Origin of the sequence: Dietzia maris (assembly GCF_036287335.1) — a bacterium.
GTDB lineage: Bacteria > Actinomycetota > Actinomycetes > Mycobacteriales > Mycobacteriaceae > Dietzia > Dietzia cinnamea.
The window spans coordinates 1802826-1822638 of the sequence record NZ_CP143053.1; the positions used below are offsets into that span (position 1 = coordinate 1802826).

Annotated in this window: 17 protein-coding genes; all 17 read right to left on the reverse strand. The window is 71.8% G+C overall.

From position 1 onward, the window contains the following. Positions 1-283: 283 nt before the first annotated feature. The 17 genes from pyrF to alaS all read right to left on the reverse strand — a co-directional run bounded on the left by pyrF (position 284) and on the right by alaS (position 19771). The gene (gene pyrF, locus VYL96_RS08275) at positions 284-1135 is read right to left on the reverse strand and encodes an orotidine-5'-phosphate decarboxylase (protein ID WP_061228657.1); all 852 of its coding nucleotides are present in this window, start codon (positions 1133-1135) and stop codon (positions 284-286) included. Next, entirely contained in the window at positions 1135-4494 is a 3360-nt protein-coding gene (gene carB, locus VYL96_RS08280) for a carbamoyl-phosphate synthase large subunit (RefSeq protein ID WP_061228658.1), read from the reverse strand. The genes pyrF and carB overlap by 1 nt, the downstream gene beginning before the upstream one ends. Further along, positions 4494-5702 carry a glutamine-hydrolyzing carbamoyl-phosphate synthase small subunit gene (gene carA, locus VYL96_RS08285; protein WP_061914784.1) on the reverse strand — a complete coding sequence of 403 codons (1209 nt, stop codon included), beginning with the start codon at positions 5700-5702 and terminating at the stop codon, positions 4494-4496. The genes carB and carA overlap by 1 nt, the downstream gene beginning before the upstream one ends. Continuing rightward, a complete protein-coding gene (locus VYL96_RS08290) occupies positions 5699-6238 on the reverse strand; it encodes a PH-like domain-containing protein (RefSeq protein ID WP_061228660.1) in 540 nt (179 codons plus the stop codon). Before VYL96_RS08290 ends, carA begins: the two co-directional genes overlap by 4 nt. Continuing rightward, complete coding sequence (locus VYL96_RS08295) at positions 6235-7581, reverse strand: dihydroorotase (protein ID WP_043568214.1); 1347 nt, start codon at positions 7579-7581, stop codon at positions 6235-6237. The genes VYL96_RS08290 and VYL96_RS08295 overlap by 4 nt, the downstream gene beginning before the upstream one ends. Continuing rightward, the gene (locus VYL96_RS08300) at positions 7578-8519 is read right to left on the reverse strand and encodes an aspartate carbamoyltransferase catalytic subunit (RefSeq protein ID WP_061228662.1); all 942 of its coding nucleotides are present in this window, start codon (positions 8517-8519) and stop codon (positions 7578-7580) included. Before VYL96_RS08300 ends, VYL96_RS08295 begins: the two co-directional genes overlap by 4 nt. Further along, positions 8516-9100: a bifunctional pyr operon transcriptional regulator/uracil phosphoribosyltransferase PyrR gene (pyrR, locus tag VYL96_RS08305; protein WP_061228663.1), complete on the reverse strand. Its 585-nt coding sequence runs from the start codon at positions 9098-9100 to the stop codon at positions 8516-8518. The genes VYL96_RS08300 and pyrR overlap by 4 nt, the downstream gene beginning before the upstream one ends. Positions 9101-9169: 69 nt before the next feature. Beyond that, the gene (gene nusB / locus VYL96_RS08310; RefSeq protein ID WP_131885022.1) at positions 9170-9739 is read right to left on the reverse strand and encodes a transcription antitermination factor NusB; all 570 of its coding nucleotides are present in this window, start codon (positions 9737-9739) and stop codon (positions 9170-9172) included. A 2-nt stretch (positions 9740-9741) separates the two neighbouring features. Beyond that, on the reverse strand, positions 9742-10305 hold the full coding sequence (gene efp / locus VYL96_RS08315; RefSeq protein WP_007631945.1) for an elongation factor P: 564 nt from the start codon (positions 10303-10305) through the stop codon (positions 9742-9744). Positions 10306-10398: 93 nt separating this feature from the next. Continuing rightward, positions 10399-11499 (reverse strand): M24 family metallopeptidase, encoded by a 1101-nt coding sequence (locus VYL96_RS08320; RefSeq protein ID WP_061228665.1) that lies wholly within the window; start codon positions 11497-11499, stop codon positions 10399-10401. Continuing rightward, a complete protein-coding gene (gene aroB / locus VYL96_RS08325; RefSeq protein WP_061228666.1) occupies positions 11496-12623 on the reverse strand; it encodes a 3-dehydroquinate synthase in 1128 nt (375 codons plus the stop codon). Before aroB ends, VYL96_RS08320 begins: the two co-directional genes overlap by 4 nt. Before the next feature lie 52 nt (positions 12624-12675). Continuing rightward, positions 12676-13230: a shikimate kinase gene (locus VYL96_RS08330; protein WP_061228667.1), complete on the reverse strand. Its 555-nt coding sequence runs from the start codon at positions 13228-13230 to the stop codon at positions 12676-12678. Then, positions 13227-14441: a chorismate synthase gene (gene aroC / locus VYL96_RS08335; RefSeq protein ID WP_061228668.1), complete on the reverse strand. Its 1215-nt coding sequence runs from the start codon at positions 14439-14441 to the stop codon at positions 13227-13229. Before aroC ends, VYL96_RS08330 begins: the two co-directional genes overlap by 4 nt. An 87-nt stretch (positions 14442-14528) precedes the next feature. Continuing rightward, on the reverse strand, positions 14529-15377 hold the full coding sequence (locus VYL96_RS08340; protein ID WP_131885023.1) for a shikimate dehydrogenase: 849 nt from the start codon (positions 15375-15377) through the stop codon (positions 14529-14531). Further along, complete coding sequence (locus tag VYL96_RS08345; RefSeq protein ID WP_131885024.1) at positions 15367-16539, reverse strand: endolytic transglycosylase MltG; 1173 nt, start codon at positions 16537-16539, stop codon at positions 15367-15369. Before VYL96_RS08345 ends, VYL96_RS08340 begins: the two co-directional genes overlap by 11 nt. A 95-nt stretch (positions 16540-16634) precedes the next feature. Next, positions 16635-17114 carry a Holliday junction resolvase RuvX gene (ruvX, locus tag VYL96_RS08350; protein ID WP_061228671.1) on the reverse strand — a complete coding sequence of 160 codons (480 nt, stop codon included), beginning with the start codon at positions 17112-17114 and terminating at the stop codon, positions 16635-16637. Continuing rightward, entirely contained in the window at positions 17111-19771 is a 2661-nt protein-coding gene (alaS, locus tag VYL96_RS08355; RefSeq protein WP_061228672.1) for an alanine--tRNA ligase, read from the reverse strand. The genes ruvX and alaS overlap by 4 nt, the downstream gene beginning before the upstream one ends. Between the last annotated feature and the right edge of the window lie 42 nt (positions 19772-19813).

A 19813-nucleotide genomic window follows, 5' to 3' on the forward strand; every position in this document is an offset into this window, starting at 1 on the left:
ACCGTACCCGGGCGGTTCCGACTTCCCCGAGGGGATGTCGACTGTTCCGGGCCTGATGACCTCAGCAACAGTACGCGGCCGAGGGACCCCGTACCAGCGCGGGGCCCCGTAGCGGTACCCCGTCTGAACTGCGCATTGGCGTGGTGAGGTTGTACAGAAGACTAGCGGCGCGCCTCGGCCACCGCGAGTCGAACCACCCGAATGCCGCCGATCCGGTTCCCGCCGGGCACACCGGTGACGTGTCCCCATGTGACGTCGGTGAACCGGAGGGGACGGCGGTGACTCAGGAGTCGCCACCGAACCTGTACTGTGCCGCCAGATCGCGCACGACGGTCCGCATCGCGTCGACGTCCGGGCCCGCCCGGAGGACGTGCCGCGAGACGTTGACCAGGGTGTGCGGCAGCGCGGGCCCGGCGATCCTCCTGACGTCCTCGAGCGTGCCGCCCTGCTCCCCCACGCCCGGCATGAGGACGGGCCCGTGCAGCGCGTCCAGCCGCGGCGGATCGGCGACCGTGGCCCCCACGACCACACCGAAGGGGCCGGGTGCCCCCGGGGTGGCCGTGCCGTTGCGGCGGCCCACCTCGTCGACCACCGCCTGCGCGACCGATCCCGCGGACCCGAGCGAGCGCTGCAACGGACCCGCTTCGGGGTTGGAGGTGCGGGCGAGGACGAACAGCCCTCGCCCGGTGTCCGAGGCCGCCTCGAACGCGGCGTCCAGTGATCCGACGCCGAGGTACGGCGAGACGGTGAGCGCATCACACGCGAGCGGAGAGGAATCGCGCAGCCACGCCCGGGCGTACCCGGCCATGGTCGAGCCGATGTCGCCGCGCTTGGCATCCGCGACGGACAGCGCGCCGGCCTCGCCGATCCGGTCGAGGACCTGCTCGAGGACGCCGATGCCGGCCGAGCCGTGTTCCTCGAAGAACGCGACCTGGGGTTTGACCGCCGGGACGAGGTCCGCGAACGCCTCGAGCGACCGGCGTGCGAACTCGGCGAGCCCGTCGGCGTCCGCCCCGAGTCCCCACGCCTCGAGCAGTGCGGGGTGTGGATCGATCCCCACGCACAGGTTGCCGCGGGCGGAGACCGCCGAGCGTAACCGCTCGCCGAAGGGGGCCCGGGGGGCGGAGACGGTCATCAGGAGGCGAACCCCGAGTGCAGGTCCTGCAGCGGGCTGACGGTGACGTCGCCGCGGCGTGTCGCCTCGATGCCGTGGACGGCGGCCGTGGCGCCCTGGACGGTCGTGACGCACGGGACGCGACGCGAGATGGCGGCGGAGCGGATCTCGTGTCCGTCCGCCCGGGTCCCGCCCGTCGAGGAGGCGATGTTGAGGATGAGATCCACCTCGTCGGCGTTGATGCGGTCGACGATCGTCCGGACCGCGTTGCCCTCGGCGTCCACGGGACCCGAGCCCGACTCGGAGAGCTTCGCCACGGTCTCGCACGCGATCCCGTACCGCCGCAGCATCAGAGCGGTCCCCTCGGTGGCCAGAACGGTGAACCCGAGCGCGGCGAGGCGCTGCGCGGGGAACACCATCGAGCGCTTGTCCCGGTTCGCGACCGAGACGAACACGGTGCCCGACGTGGGGAGCACCCCCTCGGCGGCGAGCTGACCCTTGGCGAAGGCGACGGCGAAGTCGGGGCCGATGCCCATGACCTCGCCGGTCGACTTCATCTCCGGGCTCAGCAGGGAGTCGACGGTGTCGCCTTCCGGGGTGCGGAAGCGGTTGAACGGGAGGACCGCCTCCTTGACCGCGACGGGCGCGTCCGCGGGCAGGGAGCCGCCGTCCCGGTCCGAGGGCAGGAGTCCCTCCTCGCGCAGCGCTGCGATGGACTCGCCCATCATGATCCGGGCGCAGGCCTTGGCCAGGTGGACGCCGGTCGCCTTGGACACGAACGGCACGGTGCGGCTGGCGCGCGGGTTGGCCTCGAGGACGTAGAGGACGTCGTCCTTGATGGCGTACTGGACGTTCATCAGGCCCTTGACGCCGATGCCGAAGGCGAGTGCCTCGCTCGAACGGCGGACACGGTCGATGTCGTCCTGGCCGAGGGTGATCGGCGGGAGTGCGCAGGCGGAGTCGCCGGAGTGGATGCCGGCCTCCTCGATGTGCTCCATCACGCCACCGAGGTAGACCTCGGTGCCGTCACACAGGATGTCGACGTCGATCTCGACGGCGTCGTCGAGGAAGCGGTCCACCAGGACCGGACGGTCCGGGCTGATCTCGGTCGCCCGGTCGATGTAGGAGCGAAGTGAGGCCTCGTCGTAGACGATCTCCATACCCCGGCCGCCCAGCACGTAGGACGGGCGCACGAGAACGGGGTAGCCGATGTCCGCGGCGATGGTCGTGGCCTCCTCCGCGTTGATCGCGGTGCCGAACGCGGGGGCGGGCAGGCCGGCGCGGACCAGCACCTCGCCGAACTCGCGGCGGTCCTCGGCCAGGTCGATGGCGGACGGGCTGGTGCCGACGATCGGCACCCCGGCCTCCTCGAGCTGGGCGGCCAGGCCGAGCGGGGTCTGCCCGCCGAGCTGGACGAGGACGCCCGCGACCGTTCCCGACTCGGACTCGGCGTGGTAGACCTCCATGACGTCCTCGAACGTGAGCGGCTCGAAGTAGAGGCGGTCCGCCGTGTCGTAGTCGGTCGAGACGGTCTCCGGGTTGCAGTTGACCATGACGGTCTCGTAGCCGGCCTCGGACAGGGTCAGGGCGGCGTGCACGCACGAGTAGTCGAACTCGATGCCCTGGCCGATCCGGTTGGGACCGGAGCCCAGGATGATGACCTTCTCCCGCTCCGTCTGCGGCGTGACCTCCGACTCGGCGGCGGGGTCGAGCTCGTAGGTGGAGTAGTGGTACGGGGTCTTGGCCTCGAACTCGGCCGCGCAGGTGTCGACGGTCTTGTAGACGGGGCGCACCCCCAGGCGGTGCCGAAGGCGCTGCACGCCCTCGGCCCCGGCGAACTCGGGGCGCAGCGCCGCGATCTGGGCGTCGGACAACCCGTTGTGCTTGGCGCGACGCAGCAGGGGCTCGTCGACGACCGGGGCGTCGATGATCTCCTGACGCAGCTCGACCAGCGCGGCGACCTCGTCGACGAACCACGGGTCGATGCCCGAGGCCTCGTGCACCTGCTCGACCGTGGCGCCCAGGCGCAGCGCGAGCTCGACGTCGTACATGCGTCCCTCGGTCGGGCGACGCAGATCGTCGAGGACCGCCGTGACGTCGGTCGAACGCCCCGGGGCGATGACCTCGTCGGGCAGGGTCCAGAAGCCGGCGGCCTTGGTCTCGAGCGAGCGCATGACCTTGCCGAGCGCCTCGCGGTAGTTGCGGCCGAGGCTCATGGCCTCGCCCACCGACTTCATCGTGGTGGTGAGGGTGTCGTCGGCACCCGGGAACTTCTCGAACGCGAAACGCGGGGCCTTGACGACGACGTAGTCGAGGGTCGGCTCGAAGCACGCCGGGGTCTCCCCCGTGATGTCGTTGGTGATCTCGTCGAGCGAGTAGCCGATCGCGAGGCGGGCCGCGATCTTGGCGATCGGGAAGCCGGTGGCCTTGGAGGCCAGCGCCGACGAGCGTGACACGCGGGGGTTCATCTCGATCACGACGATGCGGCCGTCGACCGGGTTGACGGCGAACTGGATGTTGCAGCCGCCGGTGTCGACGCCGACCTCGCGGATGATGGCGATGCCGAGGTCGCGCATGTTCTGGAACTCGCGGTCGGTCAGCGTCATCGACGGCGCGACCGTCACGGAGTCGCCGGTGTGCACGCCGAGGGCGTCCACGTTCTCGATCGAGCACACGACGACGACGTTGTCCTTGTTGTCGCGCATGAGCTCGAGCTCGAACTCCTTCCACCCGAGGATGGACTCCTCGATGAGGACGTTCGCGGTGGGCGAGGCCGACAGTCCGCCACCGGCGATCCGCTCGAGGTCCTCGGTGGTGAAGGCGAGGCCGGAACCGAGGCCGCCCATGGTGAACGACGGGCGGACGACGACGGGCAGGCCGAGCTCGGCGACCGTCGCGTGGACCTCCTCCATCGTGTGGCACACGGCGCTGCGCGCGGACTCGCCGCCCACACTGGCGACGATGTCCTTGAAGGTCTGCCGGTCCTCGCCGCGGTTGATCGCGGGGATGTCGGCGCCGATGAGCTCCACACCGTGCTTGGTGAGGATCCCCTGGGCGTCGAGCTGCATGGCGGCGTTGAGCGCGGTCTGCCCGCCCAGCGTCGCGAGGACCGCGTCGACGGGATGGCCCTGCTCGGCCTCGCGGACGAAGATCTTGTCGATGTACTCGGGAGTGATCGGTTCGACGTAGGTCGCGTCGGCGAACTCGGGGTCGGTCATGATCGTGGCCGGATTGGAGTTGACCAGCGTGACGCGCAGCCCCTCCGACTTGAGCACACGGCACGCCTGGGTCCCGGAGTAGTCGAACTCACTGGCCTGGCCGATGACGATCGGGCCGGAGCCGATGACGAGGACGTGGTTGATGTCTGTGCGCCGGGGCATCAGTTCGAGCCCTTTCTGGAGTCTGCGGAGCCGGTGTCGGAGGAGGCGAGCAGGCTGACGAAGCGGTCGAACAGGTCCGCCGCGTCGCGGGGGCCCGCGGCCGCCTCGGGGTGGTACTGGACGGAGAACGCGCTGCCGTCGGTGAGGGCGACGCCCTCGACGGTGCCGTCGTTGGCGCACACGTGGGTGACCGTCGCGGTCCCCCACGGGGTCTCCCAGGTGTCGTTCTCGGGGGCGCGGAGGGCGAACCCGTGGTTCTGCGAGGTGATGGCCACGGAGCCGGTGGCCTTCTCGATCACCGGGATGTTGGTGCCGCGGTGACCGAACCGCATCTTGTACGTGTCCAGACCCAGGGCGCGCCCGAGGATCTGGTTGCCGAAGCAGATGCCGAAGAACGGGATGCCCTGGCCGAGGACCTCCTTGGTGAGGTGCACGGCGGAGTCGGCGGTCGCCGGGTCGCCGGGCCCGTTGGACAGGAAGACGCCGTCGACGTCGAGGTCGAGGACGTCCTGGAGGGTCGAGCCGGCGGGGATCACGTGGACCCGGACGCCCCGCGCCGCGAGCATCCGCGGCGTGTTGGACTTGATGCCCAGGTCGAGGGCGGCGACCGAGAATCGGGCCTCGCCCTCCGGCTCGACCACGTACGGCGCGGAGGTGGTGACCTCCTCGGACAGCGACGCGCCGGCCATGGACTCCTGGGCGCGGACCGCGGCGAGCATGGTCTCGTCGTCGGAGAGATCCGCGCCGGAGAAGATGCCGGCCTTCATCGCACCTCGCTCGCGGATGTGGCGGACGACCGCGCGGGTGTCGATCCCCGCGATGCCGACGACGCCCTGGGCGACCATCTCCTCTTCGAGCGTGCGCGTGGAGCGATGGTTGGAGGCGCGGCGCGACAGGTCGCGGATGACCAGGCCCGCGACCCAGATGCGGCCGCCGCCGACCTCGCCGTCGAGCAGCGACTCGCCGTCCTCGTCGTTCCAGCCGGTGTTGCCGATCTGGGGCGCGGTGGTCACGACGATCTGTCGACAGTAGGACGGATCGGTGAGGGTCTCCTGGTACCCGGACATACCGGTGGTGAACACCGCCTCACCGAGCGTGGTGCCGGTGGCGCCGAAGGCCTGCCCCCGGTGGATACGCCCGTCCTCGAGGACGAGTGCGGCGGGCTCGCCGACCCCCTGTCGCGCGGGCGTGGTGCTGTGCGATGTCACTGCTTCTCCTCGGTGGTGGAGTCGGTATCGGGGGTGGGGGCGGCGTCACCGCGCAGTGCCTCCCAGCGGGGGTAGCCGTCCTTGTCGTCGGCCCGGAAGCCCGAGTCGACGAGGGTGCGGCCGTCCGCGCCGGTGACCTGCCAGCGGGCGACGAGGATGCCGCCGCCGGGCACGGTCTTGTTGGCCAGTGCCGAGGCGCGGCGCACGTCGACGAGGTCGTGGCGCGGGATCCAGATGGTGGCGTCGGCGAGGTCGAGTCGCAGGCCGTCGGCGTGGGCGGTGAGGGTGCCGGCCGAGCGGTGCCCGAGCGGCGGGCGGGCGATCCTGGCCTGCCAGTCGCCCGCGATGGTGCTGCCGATGTACACGCCGGACAGCGGACCCAACACGATCTCGCCCGGGTCGGCGGGCGGTGCCGGCAGGTCGTCGAACAGACCCGCCTGGGATCGGCTCCGGTTCCGCCAGCCGACCGTCATCAGGCCGATCAGTCCGAGCAGCACGGCGATGACGACGATGACGGTCCAGGTGTCCTGGGTCATGCGAGTACCTCTCCGTCGCGGGTGGTCAGTCGGCCCCGGTACACGGTGCCGACGACCCTCGCCGCGAACGTCATTCCCTCGTAGGGGGTGTTGGCGGACAGACTTGCGAGCTCCTCGCCGACGACGGTCCACGGGGAGTCGGGGTCGACGACGGCGAGGTTGGCCGGCTCCCCCACCGCGATCGGCCGCCCCTGGTCCGACAGGCCGGCGATCTCGGCGGGCCGGGTGCTCATGACGCGGGCGAGGTCCCGCCAGGTCATGTCCCCGGTCTCGACCAGCAGTGCGGCGACGATGGGCAGGGCGGTCTCGAGGCCGAGCATGCCGGGACGGGCGGCGGCGAACTCGCAGCACTTCTCCTGGGCCGCGTGCGGGGCGTGGTCGGTGGCGACGCAGTCGATCACCCCGGAGATCAGGGCCTCGCGCAGTGCCGCTGCGTCGTGCGCCTCGCGCAGCGGCGGGTTGACGCGGTACACGCCGTCGTACGACTCGAGTCGCGAGTCGTCCAACAGCAGGTGGTGCGGCGTGACCTCGGCGGTGATCGAGATGCCCTGCGCCTTGGCCCACCGCAGCAGCTCGACGGTGCCGGTGGTGGAGGCGTGGCAGATGTGCACGCGGGCACCGGCGTCGCGGGCGAGGATCGCGTCGCGGGCGACGATCGACTCCTCGGCCGAGCGCGGCCAGCCGGTGAGCCCGAGGCGCGCCGCGGTGGGTCCCTCGTGGGCCACGGCCCCACGGGTCAGTCGCGGCTCCTCCGCGTGCTGCGCGATGAGCACGCCGAGACCGGCCGAGTACTCGAGGGCACGGCGCATCACCAGCGGGTCGTACACGCACATGCCGTCGTCGGAGAAGACCCGTACGCGGGCCGCCCCCGAGGCCATCTGCCCCATCTCGGTGAGCTGCTCCCCGGCGAGCCCGACGGTGACCGCGCCGACGGGGTGCACGTCGCACAGACCGACCTCGCGGCCGATCCTGAAGACCGAGTCGGTGACGGTCTGGTTGTCCTGCGGGGGCTGGGTGTTGGCCATCGCGAACACCGCGGTATAGCCGCCGCGGGCGGCGGCGGCCGACCCGGTCGCGATGGTCTCGGTGTCCTCGCGGCCGGGCTCGCGCAGATGGGTGTGCAGATCGACGAACCCGGGCAGCAGGACAGCACCGTCGAAGTCGAGGACCTCGACGGCCTCCCCACCGTCCGTGGCATCGGCGGTACCGGCCCCGACGTGGGCGCCGGCGTCGTCACCGATCGCCGCGATCCGGCCGTCCCGGACGAGGACGTCCACCGGGTCGCCCTCCCCGTAGGGGCGTACCCGACGAAGCAGCAGGGTAGGCGCAGTATGGGCGCTCACTCGGGGTTTCCTTCCGTTCCGACCAGGGCGTGCAGCAGGACCGACATGCGGACGTGCACCCCGTTGGTGACCTGCTGGAGGATCGCGGACGACGGCGCGTCGGCGGTGTCGAAGCCGATCTCCATGCCGCGGACCATCGGACCCGGGTGCAGGACGACGACGTCCTCCCCGAGCCGGGCCGCGCGGGCGGGTCCGAGTCCGTAGCGCACCGCGTACTCGCGGGCGGACGGGAAGAACCCGCCGTTCATCCGCTCGGCCTGGACGCGCAGCATCATGACGGCGTCCGCGCCGTCCAGCTCGGCGTCGAGATCGGTGGAGGCGCGGACCGGCCAGGACTCCACGCCCACCGGCAACAGCGTGGGCGGGGCGACGAGGACGACCTCCGCGCCCAGCGTCGACAACAGCAGGGCGTTGGACCGGGCGACCCGCGAGTGCAGGATGTCGCCGACGATCACCACGCGGCGTCCCTCGACGCCCCCCAGCCGCTCGCGCAGGGTCATGGCGTCGAGCAGTGCCTGGGTGGGGTGCTCGTGCATGCCGTCACCGGCGTTGATGACCGACGGGCCCGCCCCTCCGGGGGCGACCCAGCCGGCGATCTGCTGCGCCGCACCCGAGGCGGGGTGGCGGACGATAAGGGCATCGGCACCGATGGCGGTGAGGGTCAACGCGGTGTCGCGGAGCGACTCGCCCTTCTGGACGGAGGACGCGCTCGCCGAGACGTTGATGACGTCAGCGCTCATCCATTTGCCGGCGGTCTCGAAGGACACGCGGGTCCGGGTGGAGTTCTCATAGAACACCGTCAGCACCGTCTTGCCGCGCAGCGTCGGCAACTTGCGGACCTCGCGACCGAGGAGTGCCTCCTTCAGTCGCGCCGCCTCGTCGAGAATCGACAGCGCCGCGTCCCGGTCGAGGTCGGCCGCCGAGAGCAGGTGCTTCATCGCGTCCTCTCCGGGTCGGGCCGCCGCAGGAACACGGCGTCGGTGCCGTCGATCTCGGTGAGCCGCACCGACACGCCCTCCTCCCGGGAGGTCGGGACGTTCTTGCCCACGTAGTCGGCGCGGATGGGCAGCTCGCGGTGACCGCGGTCGACGAGGACCGCGAGCTGCACGCGCGCGGGCCGCCCGAGATCACGGAGCGCGTCGAACGCGGCCCGGATGGTGCGGCCCGAGAACAGTACGTCGTCGACGAGGATGACCGTGGCCCCGTCGATCCCCTGCCCCGGGACCTTGGTGGGGCCCAGGGGCCGGTGCGGACCGCCCGCGAGATCGTCACGGTAGAGCGTGACGTCGAGTGACCCGGCGTGGACCTCGGCCCCGCTGAACTCGCGGATCCGCTCGGCGAGGCGAGCGGCCAGCGGCACGCCCCGGGTCGGGATGCCGAGCAGCACCACGGGGCCCGAGCCGGGCGCGTCCGCAGCGGTGCGTTCGATGATCTGATGTGCCAGGCGGGACACCGTCCTGGCGACGTCGTCGGACGTGAAGAGTGACACCGAGTTCGTCTCCGAACCGTCAGCGCTCACCGATCACCACCTCCTTGTCCGCCTCGCTGGACGGCTCGTTAAAGGGATAGCTTTCGGACCTGAACTCTATCAGCCGGCCGCGCCCGTCCCCGGATCGTCGGACGTGGCCTGCGACACGTCGGGCCCACCGGTGTCGCCGACGTCCGGTCCGTCGGGGCCGTCCAGACTCGACACGGCCCGCTCGGCGGCCCGGATGTGCTGGGCCAGCCCGGCCACCCGGTCGAGGACCGCGTTGACGTACGGCACCGACTTCTCCGCGGACAGGTCCGACACCAACAGGACCGCCTGGTCGATCACCACCGCCGCGTCCACCTCGTCGGAGCCGAAGAGCAGCTCCCACGCGGCCGCACGGAGCACCGCGCGGTCGACGGCGGGCAGCCGCTCGAGCGTCCACTCCCGCAGGTGCTCGGAGATCGTCGAGTCCAGCCGGTCGAGCCGCTCGGCGACGCCGGTGACGATCTCCATGGTGTACGGCGCGACGTCGTAGAACTCCTGGGACTCCTCCCCCATCCGGCGGCGCTCCTCGGCGAGCTGCACGACGTCGGCGTCCCGCAGTTCGGCCTCGAAGAGCAGGGAGACGGCACGCCTGCGCGCCCGGTACCGAGCTCCTCGGCGCCGGTGGTCGACCTCGTCCGCCATGATCAGTCGTTCACCCGGCTGAGGTAGTGGCCGTCACGGGTGTCGATGCGCAGCTTGTCGCCGGTGTTGATGAACAGCGGGACCTGCACCTCGGCGCCGGTCTCGAGGGTGGCGGGCTTGGTGCCGCCGGTGGAGCGGTCACCCTGGAGGCCGGGATCGGTGTGCTGCACGATCAGGTCCACGGCGACCGGCATCTCGGCGAACAGCGGGACGCCCTCGTTGAACGAGACCTGGACGGTGGTGTTCTCGAGCAGGAAACGCGCGCCGTCGCCCATGACGGCCGGGCTGACGTTGATCTGCTCGTAGTCCTGCTCGTCCATGAGGACGTAGTCCTCACCGTCGCGGTACAGGAACGTCATGTCGCGGCGGTCGACCGTCGCGATCTCGACCTTGACGCCGGCGCTGAACGTCTTGTCGACGTTCTTCCCGGTGACGACGTTCTTCAGCTTCGTCCGCACGAACGCCGGGCCCTTACCGGGCTTGACGTGCTGGAATTCGACGATCTGCCACAGCTGCCCCTCCTCTTTGAGGACGAGGCCGTTCTTGAAGTCGGCGGTGGACGCCATAGTCGGTACTCCTTCGGGAAAGTCGTCGGGCGGGACGCCGGTGGGGGCGCCGCGCACGTGGTCGTGGGCAGACCACTCGGGGCGTGCTGGTGGTCAGAGCGCCCTGAGAGCCTTCGACGTGGTGGTCAGGGACCTCCCGCCACCTCCGGTGACGGCCACGGTGTCCTCGATCCGGATCCCGCCGAGACCCGGGAGGTAGATCCCCGGCTCGATGGTGATCACATCGCCGTCGGACAGTGTACTCGTGGACCTCGTCGACACCGCGGGCGCTTCGTGCACGTCCAGGCCCACCCCGTGGCCCAGCGAGTGGCCGAAGTGGTCGCCGAACCCGGCGTCGTCGATGATGCCCCGGCTCACCGCGTCGAGGTCCGCGCACCCCATCCCCTCGCGCACCGCCCCCACGCCGGCCAGCTGCGCACGCAGGACGACGTCGTAGGCGTCCAGCAGCCGATCCGGGGCGGTGCCCAGCGCGACCGTGCGGGTGCAGTCCGACGCGTAGCCGGAGACGGTGGCGCCGAAGTCGACCACCACGAGGTCGCCGTCGGCGAGCGCCCGGTCGCCCGGCACGTGGTGCGGGTGCGCTCCGTTGGGGCCGGAGGCGACGATCGTCTCGAACGCCACTCCGTCCGATCCCGCCCGCCGCATCGCGTGTTCGAGGTCGGCCGCGACCTCCCGCTCGGTGCGGCCCACGGCGATGGCACCGGCGTTCACCAGGTGTGTCCACGCCTCGTCGACCACGCCGCAGGCGCGCTCGATGAGCGCCAGCTCCTCGGGGTCCTTGGCGCGGCGCACCTGCTCCACGAGGCCGCTGGTCTCGACGATGCGGGTGGCCGCTCCCCCGGTGTCCGCGAGCGCGCGGCGGAGGGCGGACGCCGCCGACAGCGTCATGTGCTCGGCCTCCACGGCGAGCGGGGCGTCCGCGGGGCCGCGGCGACGCCCGAGCACGCCGGAGACGTACTCCCGCGAGATCACGTGCCCCACGTCCGGGGCCTGCTCGACCACCTGGAGTTCGTACCGCGAATCCGTGCAGAGCACCGCCTCGCCGTCGTCGTCCACCAACGCGACGCCACCGGACCCGCGGAACCCGGTCAGGTAGGCGATGTTGCGCGGATCGGTGACCAACAGGCCCTGCGCGCCGACGTCCGCGAGGGCGACGGCCAGGGCCTTCCGGCGGCGGGCGAGTCGCTCGATCACAGGAGGATCCCCCCACCGCTGGGGGCACGGCCCTCGGAGATGGTGGCGTAGGCGGCCGTCATCAGCGACGGGTCCGGGGCCTCCATCCGGGAGGGGCGCGCGAGCCCGTCCAGCACCACCAGCCGCAGGAAGCCGGAGTGGTTCTTCTTATCCCCGGCCATGAGCTCGAGCAGGCGCGGGAACGCGTCCGGGTCGTACCCGGTCGGCAGGCCGAGCGAGGCCAGGACCGAGGAATGGCGATCGGCCGTCGCGTCGTCGAGGCGACCGGCGAGCCTCGCGAGCTCCGCGACGAAGCACATGCCCACGCTGATCGCGGCGCCGTGACGCCAGCGGTACTGCTCGCGACGCTCGACCGCGTGGCCGAGGGTGTGCCCGTAGTTGAGGATCTCCCTCAGGCCCGACTCCTTGAGGTCCTGCCCCACGACGTCGGCCTTGACCTGCACGCTGCGGCGGATCAGCTCGACGATCGTGTCCCCGGACGGGTCCAGCGCCGCCTCCGGGTCGGCCTCGATGAGGTCGAGGATCACGGGGTCGGCGATGAAGCCGCACTTGACCACCTCGGCCATGCCCGAGACCAACTCGTTGCGGGGAACGGACTCCAGGGTGGCCGTATCGATGAACACCGCCGCCGGCTCGTGGAAGCTGCCCACCAGGTTCTTGCCCGCGTCCGTGTTGATGCCGGTCTTGCCGCCGACGGCCGCGTCGACCATCGCCAGCAGCGTCGTGGGGATGTGCACCACCCGCACGCCCCGCATCCACGTGGCGGCGACGAAGCCGGCGAGGTCGGTGGCGGCCCCGCCGCCCAGGCTGACGATCGTGTCCTTGCGGTTGAGCCCGATCTGCCCGAGGACGTCCCAGCAGAACCCGGCCACGGCGAGGTCCTTCCCCGCCTCGGCGTCGGGGATCTCGATCCGGTGGGCGTCCACCCCCGCCTCGGCGAGCTTCTCGCGCAGCGTCTCGGCCGTCTGCGCCAACGGCGGCTGGTAGAAGATCGCGACGGTCCGCGAGGACGAGCACTCCTCGAGGATCTCCGGCAGCAGCCCGCGGCCGATCACCACGGGATACGGGTCCGCGGCGCGCACCTCCACGACGACGGGGTCGCTGGTGTTCGGATCCTGGTTCATCTGTCGCTCCCGCTCATCGATCGTCTCCGCACGCGTGTGCGCGTCCTCACCATCATCTCGTCCGGCCGCCGGCGCCCCGCGGATGCGGGTCGCCGGAGTCGAGCCTGTCGACGATGTCCGACACCACCTTGCCCGAACTGCGTCGCTCGGTGCTCACGGTCGTCCAGGCCACCTCCCGGTACAGGGGTGCCCGCTCGGTGAGCAGTGCCTGGTACCGCGCGGTGACGTCACCGCCGGACAGCAGTGGGCGACCCGGTCCCTGGGAACGGCGCACGCCCTCGGCGACGCCGATCGTGAGGTGGACGACCCGGTGCCCGCGCAGCCGCTCCCGTGTCACCGGGGATAACACCGCGCCCCCGCCGAGGGAGAGCACCCCGCCGAAGGTGGTGAGAGCCTCGCCGATGATCCGCTCCTCGATCTCGCGGAAGGCGGGCTCACCGTCGGAGGCGAAGATCTCGGGGATACTCCGGCCCTCGGCCTCCTCGATCAGGTGATCGGCGTCCAGGAACGGCAGCTCGAGACGTCGGGCGAGTTTGCGGCCGATGGTGGTCTTCCCGGCGCCGGGCGGGCCCACGAGCACCGCGACCGGACGTGCCGGGCCGCTCATACCTCGTCCGTCGCCCAGTCCAGACGCTCGGCGACCGCGTCGAGGTACCCCTCGGCGTTGCGGCGGGTCTCCGCCAGCGAGTCGCCACCGAACTTCTGCAGTACCGCACGGGCCAGCACGAGCGCGACCATCGACTCCGCGACGACGCCCGCCGCGGGGACGGCGCACACGTCCGAGCGCTGATGGATCGCCGTGGCCGCCGACCCGTCCTCCATGTCGACCGTCGCGAGGGCACGTGGAACGGTCGAGATGGGCTTCATCGCCGCCCGCACCCGCAGGGGCTGGCCGTTGGTCATGCCGCCCTCGAGTCCGCCCGCGCGGTTACTGCGGCGCTCGACGCCGTCCGCACCCCGGACCATCTCGTCATGGGCGACGCTGCCGCGCCGGCGGGCCGTCTCGAACCCGTCACCGACCTCGACGCCCTTGATGGCCTGGATCCCCATGAGGGCGCCGGCGAGCTGGGCGTCGAGACGCTCCTCGCCCGACACGTGCGACCCGAGTCCGATCGGGAGCCCGTGGACGACGACCTCGACCACGCCCCCGAGGGTGTCACCGGCCTTCTTGGCGGCCTCGATCTCGGCGATCATCGAGTCCGCGGCGGCGGCGTCGAACGCGCGCACCGGGCTGGCGTCGATCGCCTGGAGATCGGCGAACGTCGGCTCGGGGCCCACGTAGGGCTCCGAGGCGCCGATGGAGATGACGTGGGACAGCACCTCCACGCCGAGGACGTCGCGGAGCACACCGCGGGCGACCGTCCCCGCCGCGACGCGGGCGGCGGTCTCACGCGCGCTGGCCCGCTCGAGGACCATCCGGGCGTCGTCGAAGTCGTACTTGAGCATCCCGGAGAAGTCCGCGTGACCGGGCCGCGGGCGGGTCAGGCGGGCGGCGCGGGCCTTGTCGTCGATCTCCTCGGGGTTTACGGGGTCCGCCGACATGATCTGTTCCCACTTGGGCCACTCGGTGTTACCGACCTCGATCGCCACCGGCGATCCCATGGTGCGACCGTGCCGGACGCCGCCCAGCACGCGCACGGCGTCGGCCTCGAACTTCATGCGCGCACCGCGGCCGTAGCCGAGGCGGCGGCGGGCGAGTTGCGCGGCGATCTGCTCGCTCGTCACCTCGACGCCCGCGATGACGCCCTCGACGATCGTCACGAGGGCCTGGCCGTGCGATTCTCCGGCAGTGGTCCACTTCAGCACGTCGCCGATCATCCCACGACCGGGTGGGCGGGGGCACATCAGGCCCGTCGAGGCGCCGCGTCGACGAGCACCGGGTGCCCCTCGCCGCGCGCGCCGGCGCTACCGCCCGAGGGCCCGCGCGAGTGCCGCGGCCATCTCGGCCCGCGGCGCGGGCCTGCCCGTGAACAACTCGACCTGACCGAAGGCCTGGTTGAGCAGCATGACGTCACCGCCCACCACCGGTACCCCCGCGGCGGAGGCGGCCGCCCCGGCCACGGTCGGCCAGGGGTCGTAGAGCACGTCGAAGAGCCGGCGGGCGCGGGACACGAGGTCGGTGAGGTCCCGGATCCCGGGCTCGGGGACGGTGTTGACCAGCACGTCCGCGGCCTCGATCTCGCCGGGCAGCGACGCGTCGGTCAGCAGCACCGTGCTGATGTCCAGTCCGAGGGCGCGTCCGCATTCCGCGGCCGGGCCGGCGTTGTCGCGGCGGGAGGCCAGGACGACCCGGGTCGCGCCGGCCGCGGCCAGGCCCGCCAGGACGGGCCGGGCGGTGCCGCCCACGCCGAGGAGGACCGCCGTCGGCGCGGCGGGCAGGTCGCCGAACTCGGCCAGGGCCCCGGTGACCCCGTCGACGTCCGTGCAGTCGGCGTACCAACCGCCGCTGCGCCGCACGAGGGTGTTGGCGCTGCCGACGATGCGGGCGCGGTCGCTGACCTCGCTGGCGTGCGCGAGGGCGGCGAACTTCCCGGGCATCGTGACCGAGTATCCGATCCGGTGGGCCGGCGAGGAGACGACCAGGGACGGCAGGCGGTCGGCGTCGCAGTCGATGCGCTCGTAGGTCCAGTCGTCCAGCCCGAGGGCGCGGTAGGCGGCGCCGTGCAGGACCGGGGAGAGAGAGTGGTCCACCGGGTGCCCGAGTACGGCCGCCGACCGCGGCCCGGCGCCGGCGGACAAGGGATCAGCGTCCACTTGCCAGGACCCCGTTGGCGATCGCCTCGCTCTGGTTGCGCTCGTGTTCGGGGTACTCGTCGGCGAAGCGGGTGGTCCCCTGCATGTCCACCGTGACGAAGTACTTCCACTGCCCGTCGGCCGGGTTCTCCATGGCGCGGAGCGCCTCGAGTCCGGGTGAGCCGATGGGCCCATAGGGGAGGCCGTCCATGGCGTAGGTGTTCCACGGGGTCCGGGCGGCCCGGTCGGCGTCAGTGGTGGCGATCTCCTGATCGGCGAGAGCGTAGTTCACGGTGGAGTCGAACTGCAGCCGCATGGGTTCGGCGAGGCGGTTGAGGATGACCCGGGCGACCTTGTCGAAGTCCTGCGGCAGACCTTCCTTCTCCACCAGCGAGGCCGCGGTGACCACCTGGTACGGGGTCAGGCCGATCCGCTGGGCCGCCGGGACCAGACCGGTCTCGTCATAGGCGGCGGTGGAGGTCTCGATGAGGTGCCGCAGGATGTCGACGGGCTCGGAGCGGGGGTCGATGGTGTGGACGCCCGGCCGGATGAGGCCCTCGAGTCGGCGCACCGGGTCCGGGGCGGCCCGGACCTCGTTGATCGCCCAGTCGGGGACGCCCAGCACCGCGGGGTCGGCCTGGGCGGCGGCGTCCACGATCTCCTGGGGCTGTCGACACGCCGGGGCCTCGTCCGGCGCGTCGAGGTCGCGCAGGCAGGTGGCGTCGGCGATCAGGGTGAAGATCCCCTTCTCGGTGCCGCCGCCCACGACGACCGTGTCCAGGAGCCGGCCGCCGGGCTTGACGTCGACCATCCCGACGCGGTTCCGCGGGTCCGACAGCGCCTCGACGGCGGCGGCCGCGCTCATCTCCTGACGCACCTGGTAGTAGCCGGGCTGGATGCCCTCGACGGGCGTGCCGGCCGCGGCGCCGGTGAAGGCCCGGGTACTGGCGACCGTGCCGATCTCGTAGAGGCGGTCCCCCACGACGCCCAGGGTGTCGCCCGGCTCGACGTGCAGGAGACCGTTGCCGCTGCCCTCTCCCTCGTGGTCGGGAGCGGCGGCGACCTCGGTGTTGAGATTGCGGTAGACCATGAAGCCGAAGGCGAGGACCACCCCGATCACGGCCGCCAGGAGGAGGAACCTGGTGGTGCCGCTCGTGCGTGAGCGTCCTCGTGCCGCAGACATGGTGCTCCTCGGTCAGGGTTGAAGGGGAGCTGCCCGTCGGACAGCATCGTGCTCGGCCGCAGTTTAGCCATCACCGCCGGTCGGCGCGCCGTTCATCAGCGGGCGTGCCGCGAGTCGATCCAGGCCTGGAGGAGGACGACGGCGGCGGCCTGGTCGATCACGTCGCGCTGCTTACGTGTGTTGCGACCGGCCCCGTGGAGGGCCGCGCCGGCGGTGACGGTGGTCAGCCTCTCGTCGACGAGTTCCACCGGCACTTCCGGGGAAGCGGTGGTCAGCGCGTCGGCGAACGACCGGGCCATGGCGGTCGAGGCGGTCTCGCGCCCCTTGAGGGAGGTGGGTAGCCCCACGACCACGCCGACGGCGTCGTACTCGGCGATCAGCTCGCCGAGCCGCCGGAGCTCGGCGGCCCACCCGGGGTCGCCGTCGACCACGCGGATGGTCTCGACCGGGGTGGCCAGGATCCCGTCTGGGTCGCAGGAGGCCACGCCGATGCGGGCGGTGCCCACGTCCAGGCCGAGCCGGCGCCCGCGGGTCCAGGCCGCGCCGGTGGCCGCGGGCGCGCCGGGGTCGGTCATCCCGCGTCCCGGACGGCGTCGCGCAGGGCTGAGACCGCGGCGTCGATGCCGCCGGGCTCGGTGCCCGCGCCCTGGGCCATGTCCGCCTTGCCGCCGCCGCGGGCGCCGAGTGCCGGGGAGATCGCCTTGACGAGGTCGCCGGCCCGGAGGCCGCGCTCCTGGGCGGCCGGGGTGACGGCGATGACGAACGGCACCTTGTCCTGGCCGGGTGCGGTGAGGAGGACGACGCCCGCGTCGGAGCCGAGGCGGCCCTTGAGGTCGGACGCGAGGGTGCGCAGGTCGCCGGCGGCACCGCCGGGGGCGCTGTGGGCGAGGAACCGGACACCGTCGAGGTCCTCGGCCGAGGCGAGCAGGTCGCCGGCCTGGGAGGCCAGCTGGGCCGCGCGCAGCGACTCGAGGGCCTTCTCGGTCTCGCGCAGCTTGGCGGTCAGCGCGGCGATGCGGTCGGGCAGCTCGTCGGCGGGTGCCTTGAGCGAGGTGGCGAGGCCGGACACGAGGGCACGCTCGCGGGCCTGGTGGCGGTAGGCGTCCATGCCGACGTAGGCCTCGACACGCCGGATGCCGGACCCGACGGACGCCTCGCCGAGCAGGCTGACGGGGCCGATCTGCGCGGAGCTGCTGACGTGGGTGCCGCCGCACAGTTCCATGGAGAACGGGCCGCCGATCTCCACCACACGGACCGTGGACCCGTAGTTCTCGCCGAACAGGGCCATGGCGCCCATGCGCTTGGCCTCGTCGAGGGTGGTCTCGATGGTGTTGACGCCGTAGTCGGCGTCGACGGCGGAGTTGGTGACCTCCTCGATCTGGGCGAGGACGTCGGCGGGGATCGAGCCGGACCAGTTGAAGTCGAACCGCATGTAGCCGGGCTTGTTGAGCGAACCGGCCTGGACGGCCTCGGGCCCGAGGATCTGGCGCAGTGCCGCGTGGACGAGGTGGGTGGCCGAGTGGCCCTGGGTGGCGCCCTTGCGCCACTCGGGGTCGACGGCGGCCGTGACGATTTGCCCGGCCTCGACCTCGCCCCCGGTGAGGACACCCTTGTGGATCCAGAGCTTCTTGCCGATCTTCTGGACGTCGTCGACGCGCATCTGGAAGCCGGCGGTGGAGATCATGCCGCGGTCGCCCAGCTGGCCGCCGGACTCGGCGTAGAACGGGGTGCGGTCGAGCACGAACTCCACCTCGTCGCCCTCGCGGGCCACCGCGACGGCCCGGCCGCCGGAGACGATGCCCAGCAGGCGCGACTCGTCGGTGAGGTCGGTGAAGCCGGTGAAGACGGTCTCGCCGGCGTCGAGGAAGTCGCGGTAGACGGACAGGTCGGCGTGGGCGTGCTTCTTCGCCTGGGAGTCGGCCTTGGCGCGGGCGCGCTGCTCGGACATGAGCGAGCGAAAGCCCTCCTCGTCGACCTGCAGCCCGGCCTCGGAGGCCATCTCGAGGGTGAGATCGATCGGGAACCCGTGGGTGTCGTGGAGGGCGAACGCCTGCTGGCCGGAGAGCACCGCGGCGCCGGACCGGCGGGCGGACTCGGCGGCGCGCTCGAAGAGTTGGGTGCCGGACTCGAGGGTCTTGAGGAAGGCGGCCTCCTCGGCCACGGCGATCCGTTCGATCCGCTCGTAGCCGGAGACGGTCTCGGGGAACGAGGGACCGATCGCGTCCCGGACGGTGGCCATGAACTCGGCCATGGTCTCCCCCGTCGCGCCGAGGAGGCGCACGGAGCGGACGATGCGCCGCAGGAGGCGACGGAGGATGTAGCCGCGGCCCTCGTTGCCGGGGGTCACGCCGTCGGAGATGAGCATGTAGGCGGTCCGGGCGTGATCGGCGATCACGCGGAACCGCACGTCCGAGGCGCTGTCAGCGCCGTACTTCGCGCCGGACAGGCGCTCGGCGGTGTCGATGACCGGGCGCAGCAGGTCGGTCTCGTAGACGTTCTCGACGCCCTGGAGCAGGAAGGCCACGCGCTCGACGCCCATGCCGGTGTCGATGTTCTGCTTGGGCAGCGGGCCGAGGATCTCGAAGGAGTCCTTGCCGGAGCCATCGCCGCGCTCGTTCTGCATGAACACGAGGTTCCAGATCTCGATGTAGCGGTCCTCGTCGGCCTCCGGCCCGCCGTCGACGCCGTAGGCCGGTCCGCGGTCGTAGAAGATCTCCGAGCACGGTCCACAGGGTCCGGGCACGCCCATGGACCAGTAGTTGTCGGCCATGCCGCGCCGCTGGATGCGCTCTTCGGGCACGCCGATCACGTCGCGCCAGATGCCGTACGCCTCGTCGTCGTCGAGGTAGACGGTCACCCACAGCAGCGCGGGGTCGATGCCGAAGCCCCCGTCGTCGAGTGAGGACGTCAGCAGCGACCACGCGTGGCGGATGGCCCCTTCCTTGAAGTAGTCGCCGAAGGAGAAGTTGCCGGCCATCTGGAAGAAGGTGTTGTGGCGGGTGGTGATGCCCACCTCCTCGATGTCGAGGGTGCGCACGCACTTCTGGATGGATGTCGCGGTGGCGTACGGCGGCGTCTCCTGGCCGAGGAAGTAGGGCTTGAACGGGACCATGCCGGCGTTGACGAACAGCAGGTTGGGATCGTCCAGGACCAGTGACGCGCTGGGGACCTCGGTGTGTCCGGCGCGGACGAAGTGGTCGAGGAAGCGGCGCCGGATCTCATGGGTCTGCACAGGGGGCCTCACTGGTCGTCTACGGGTGGTGTCGGGCGAGAG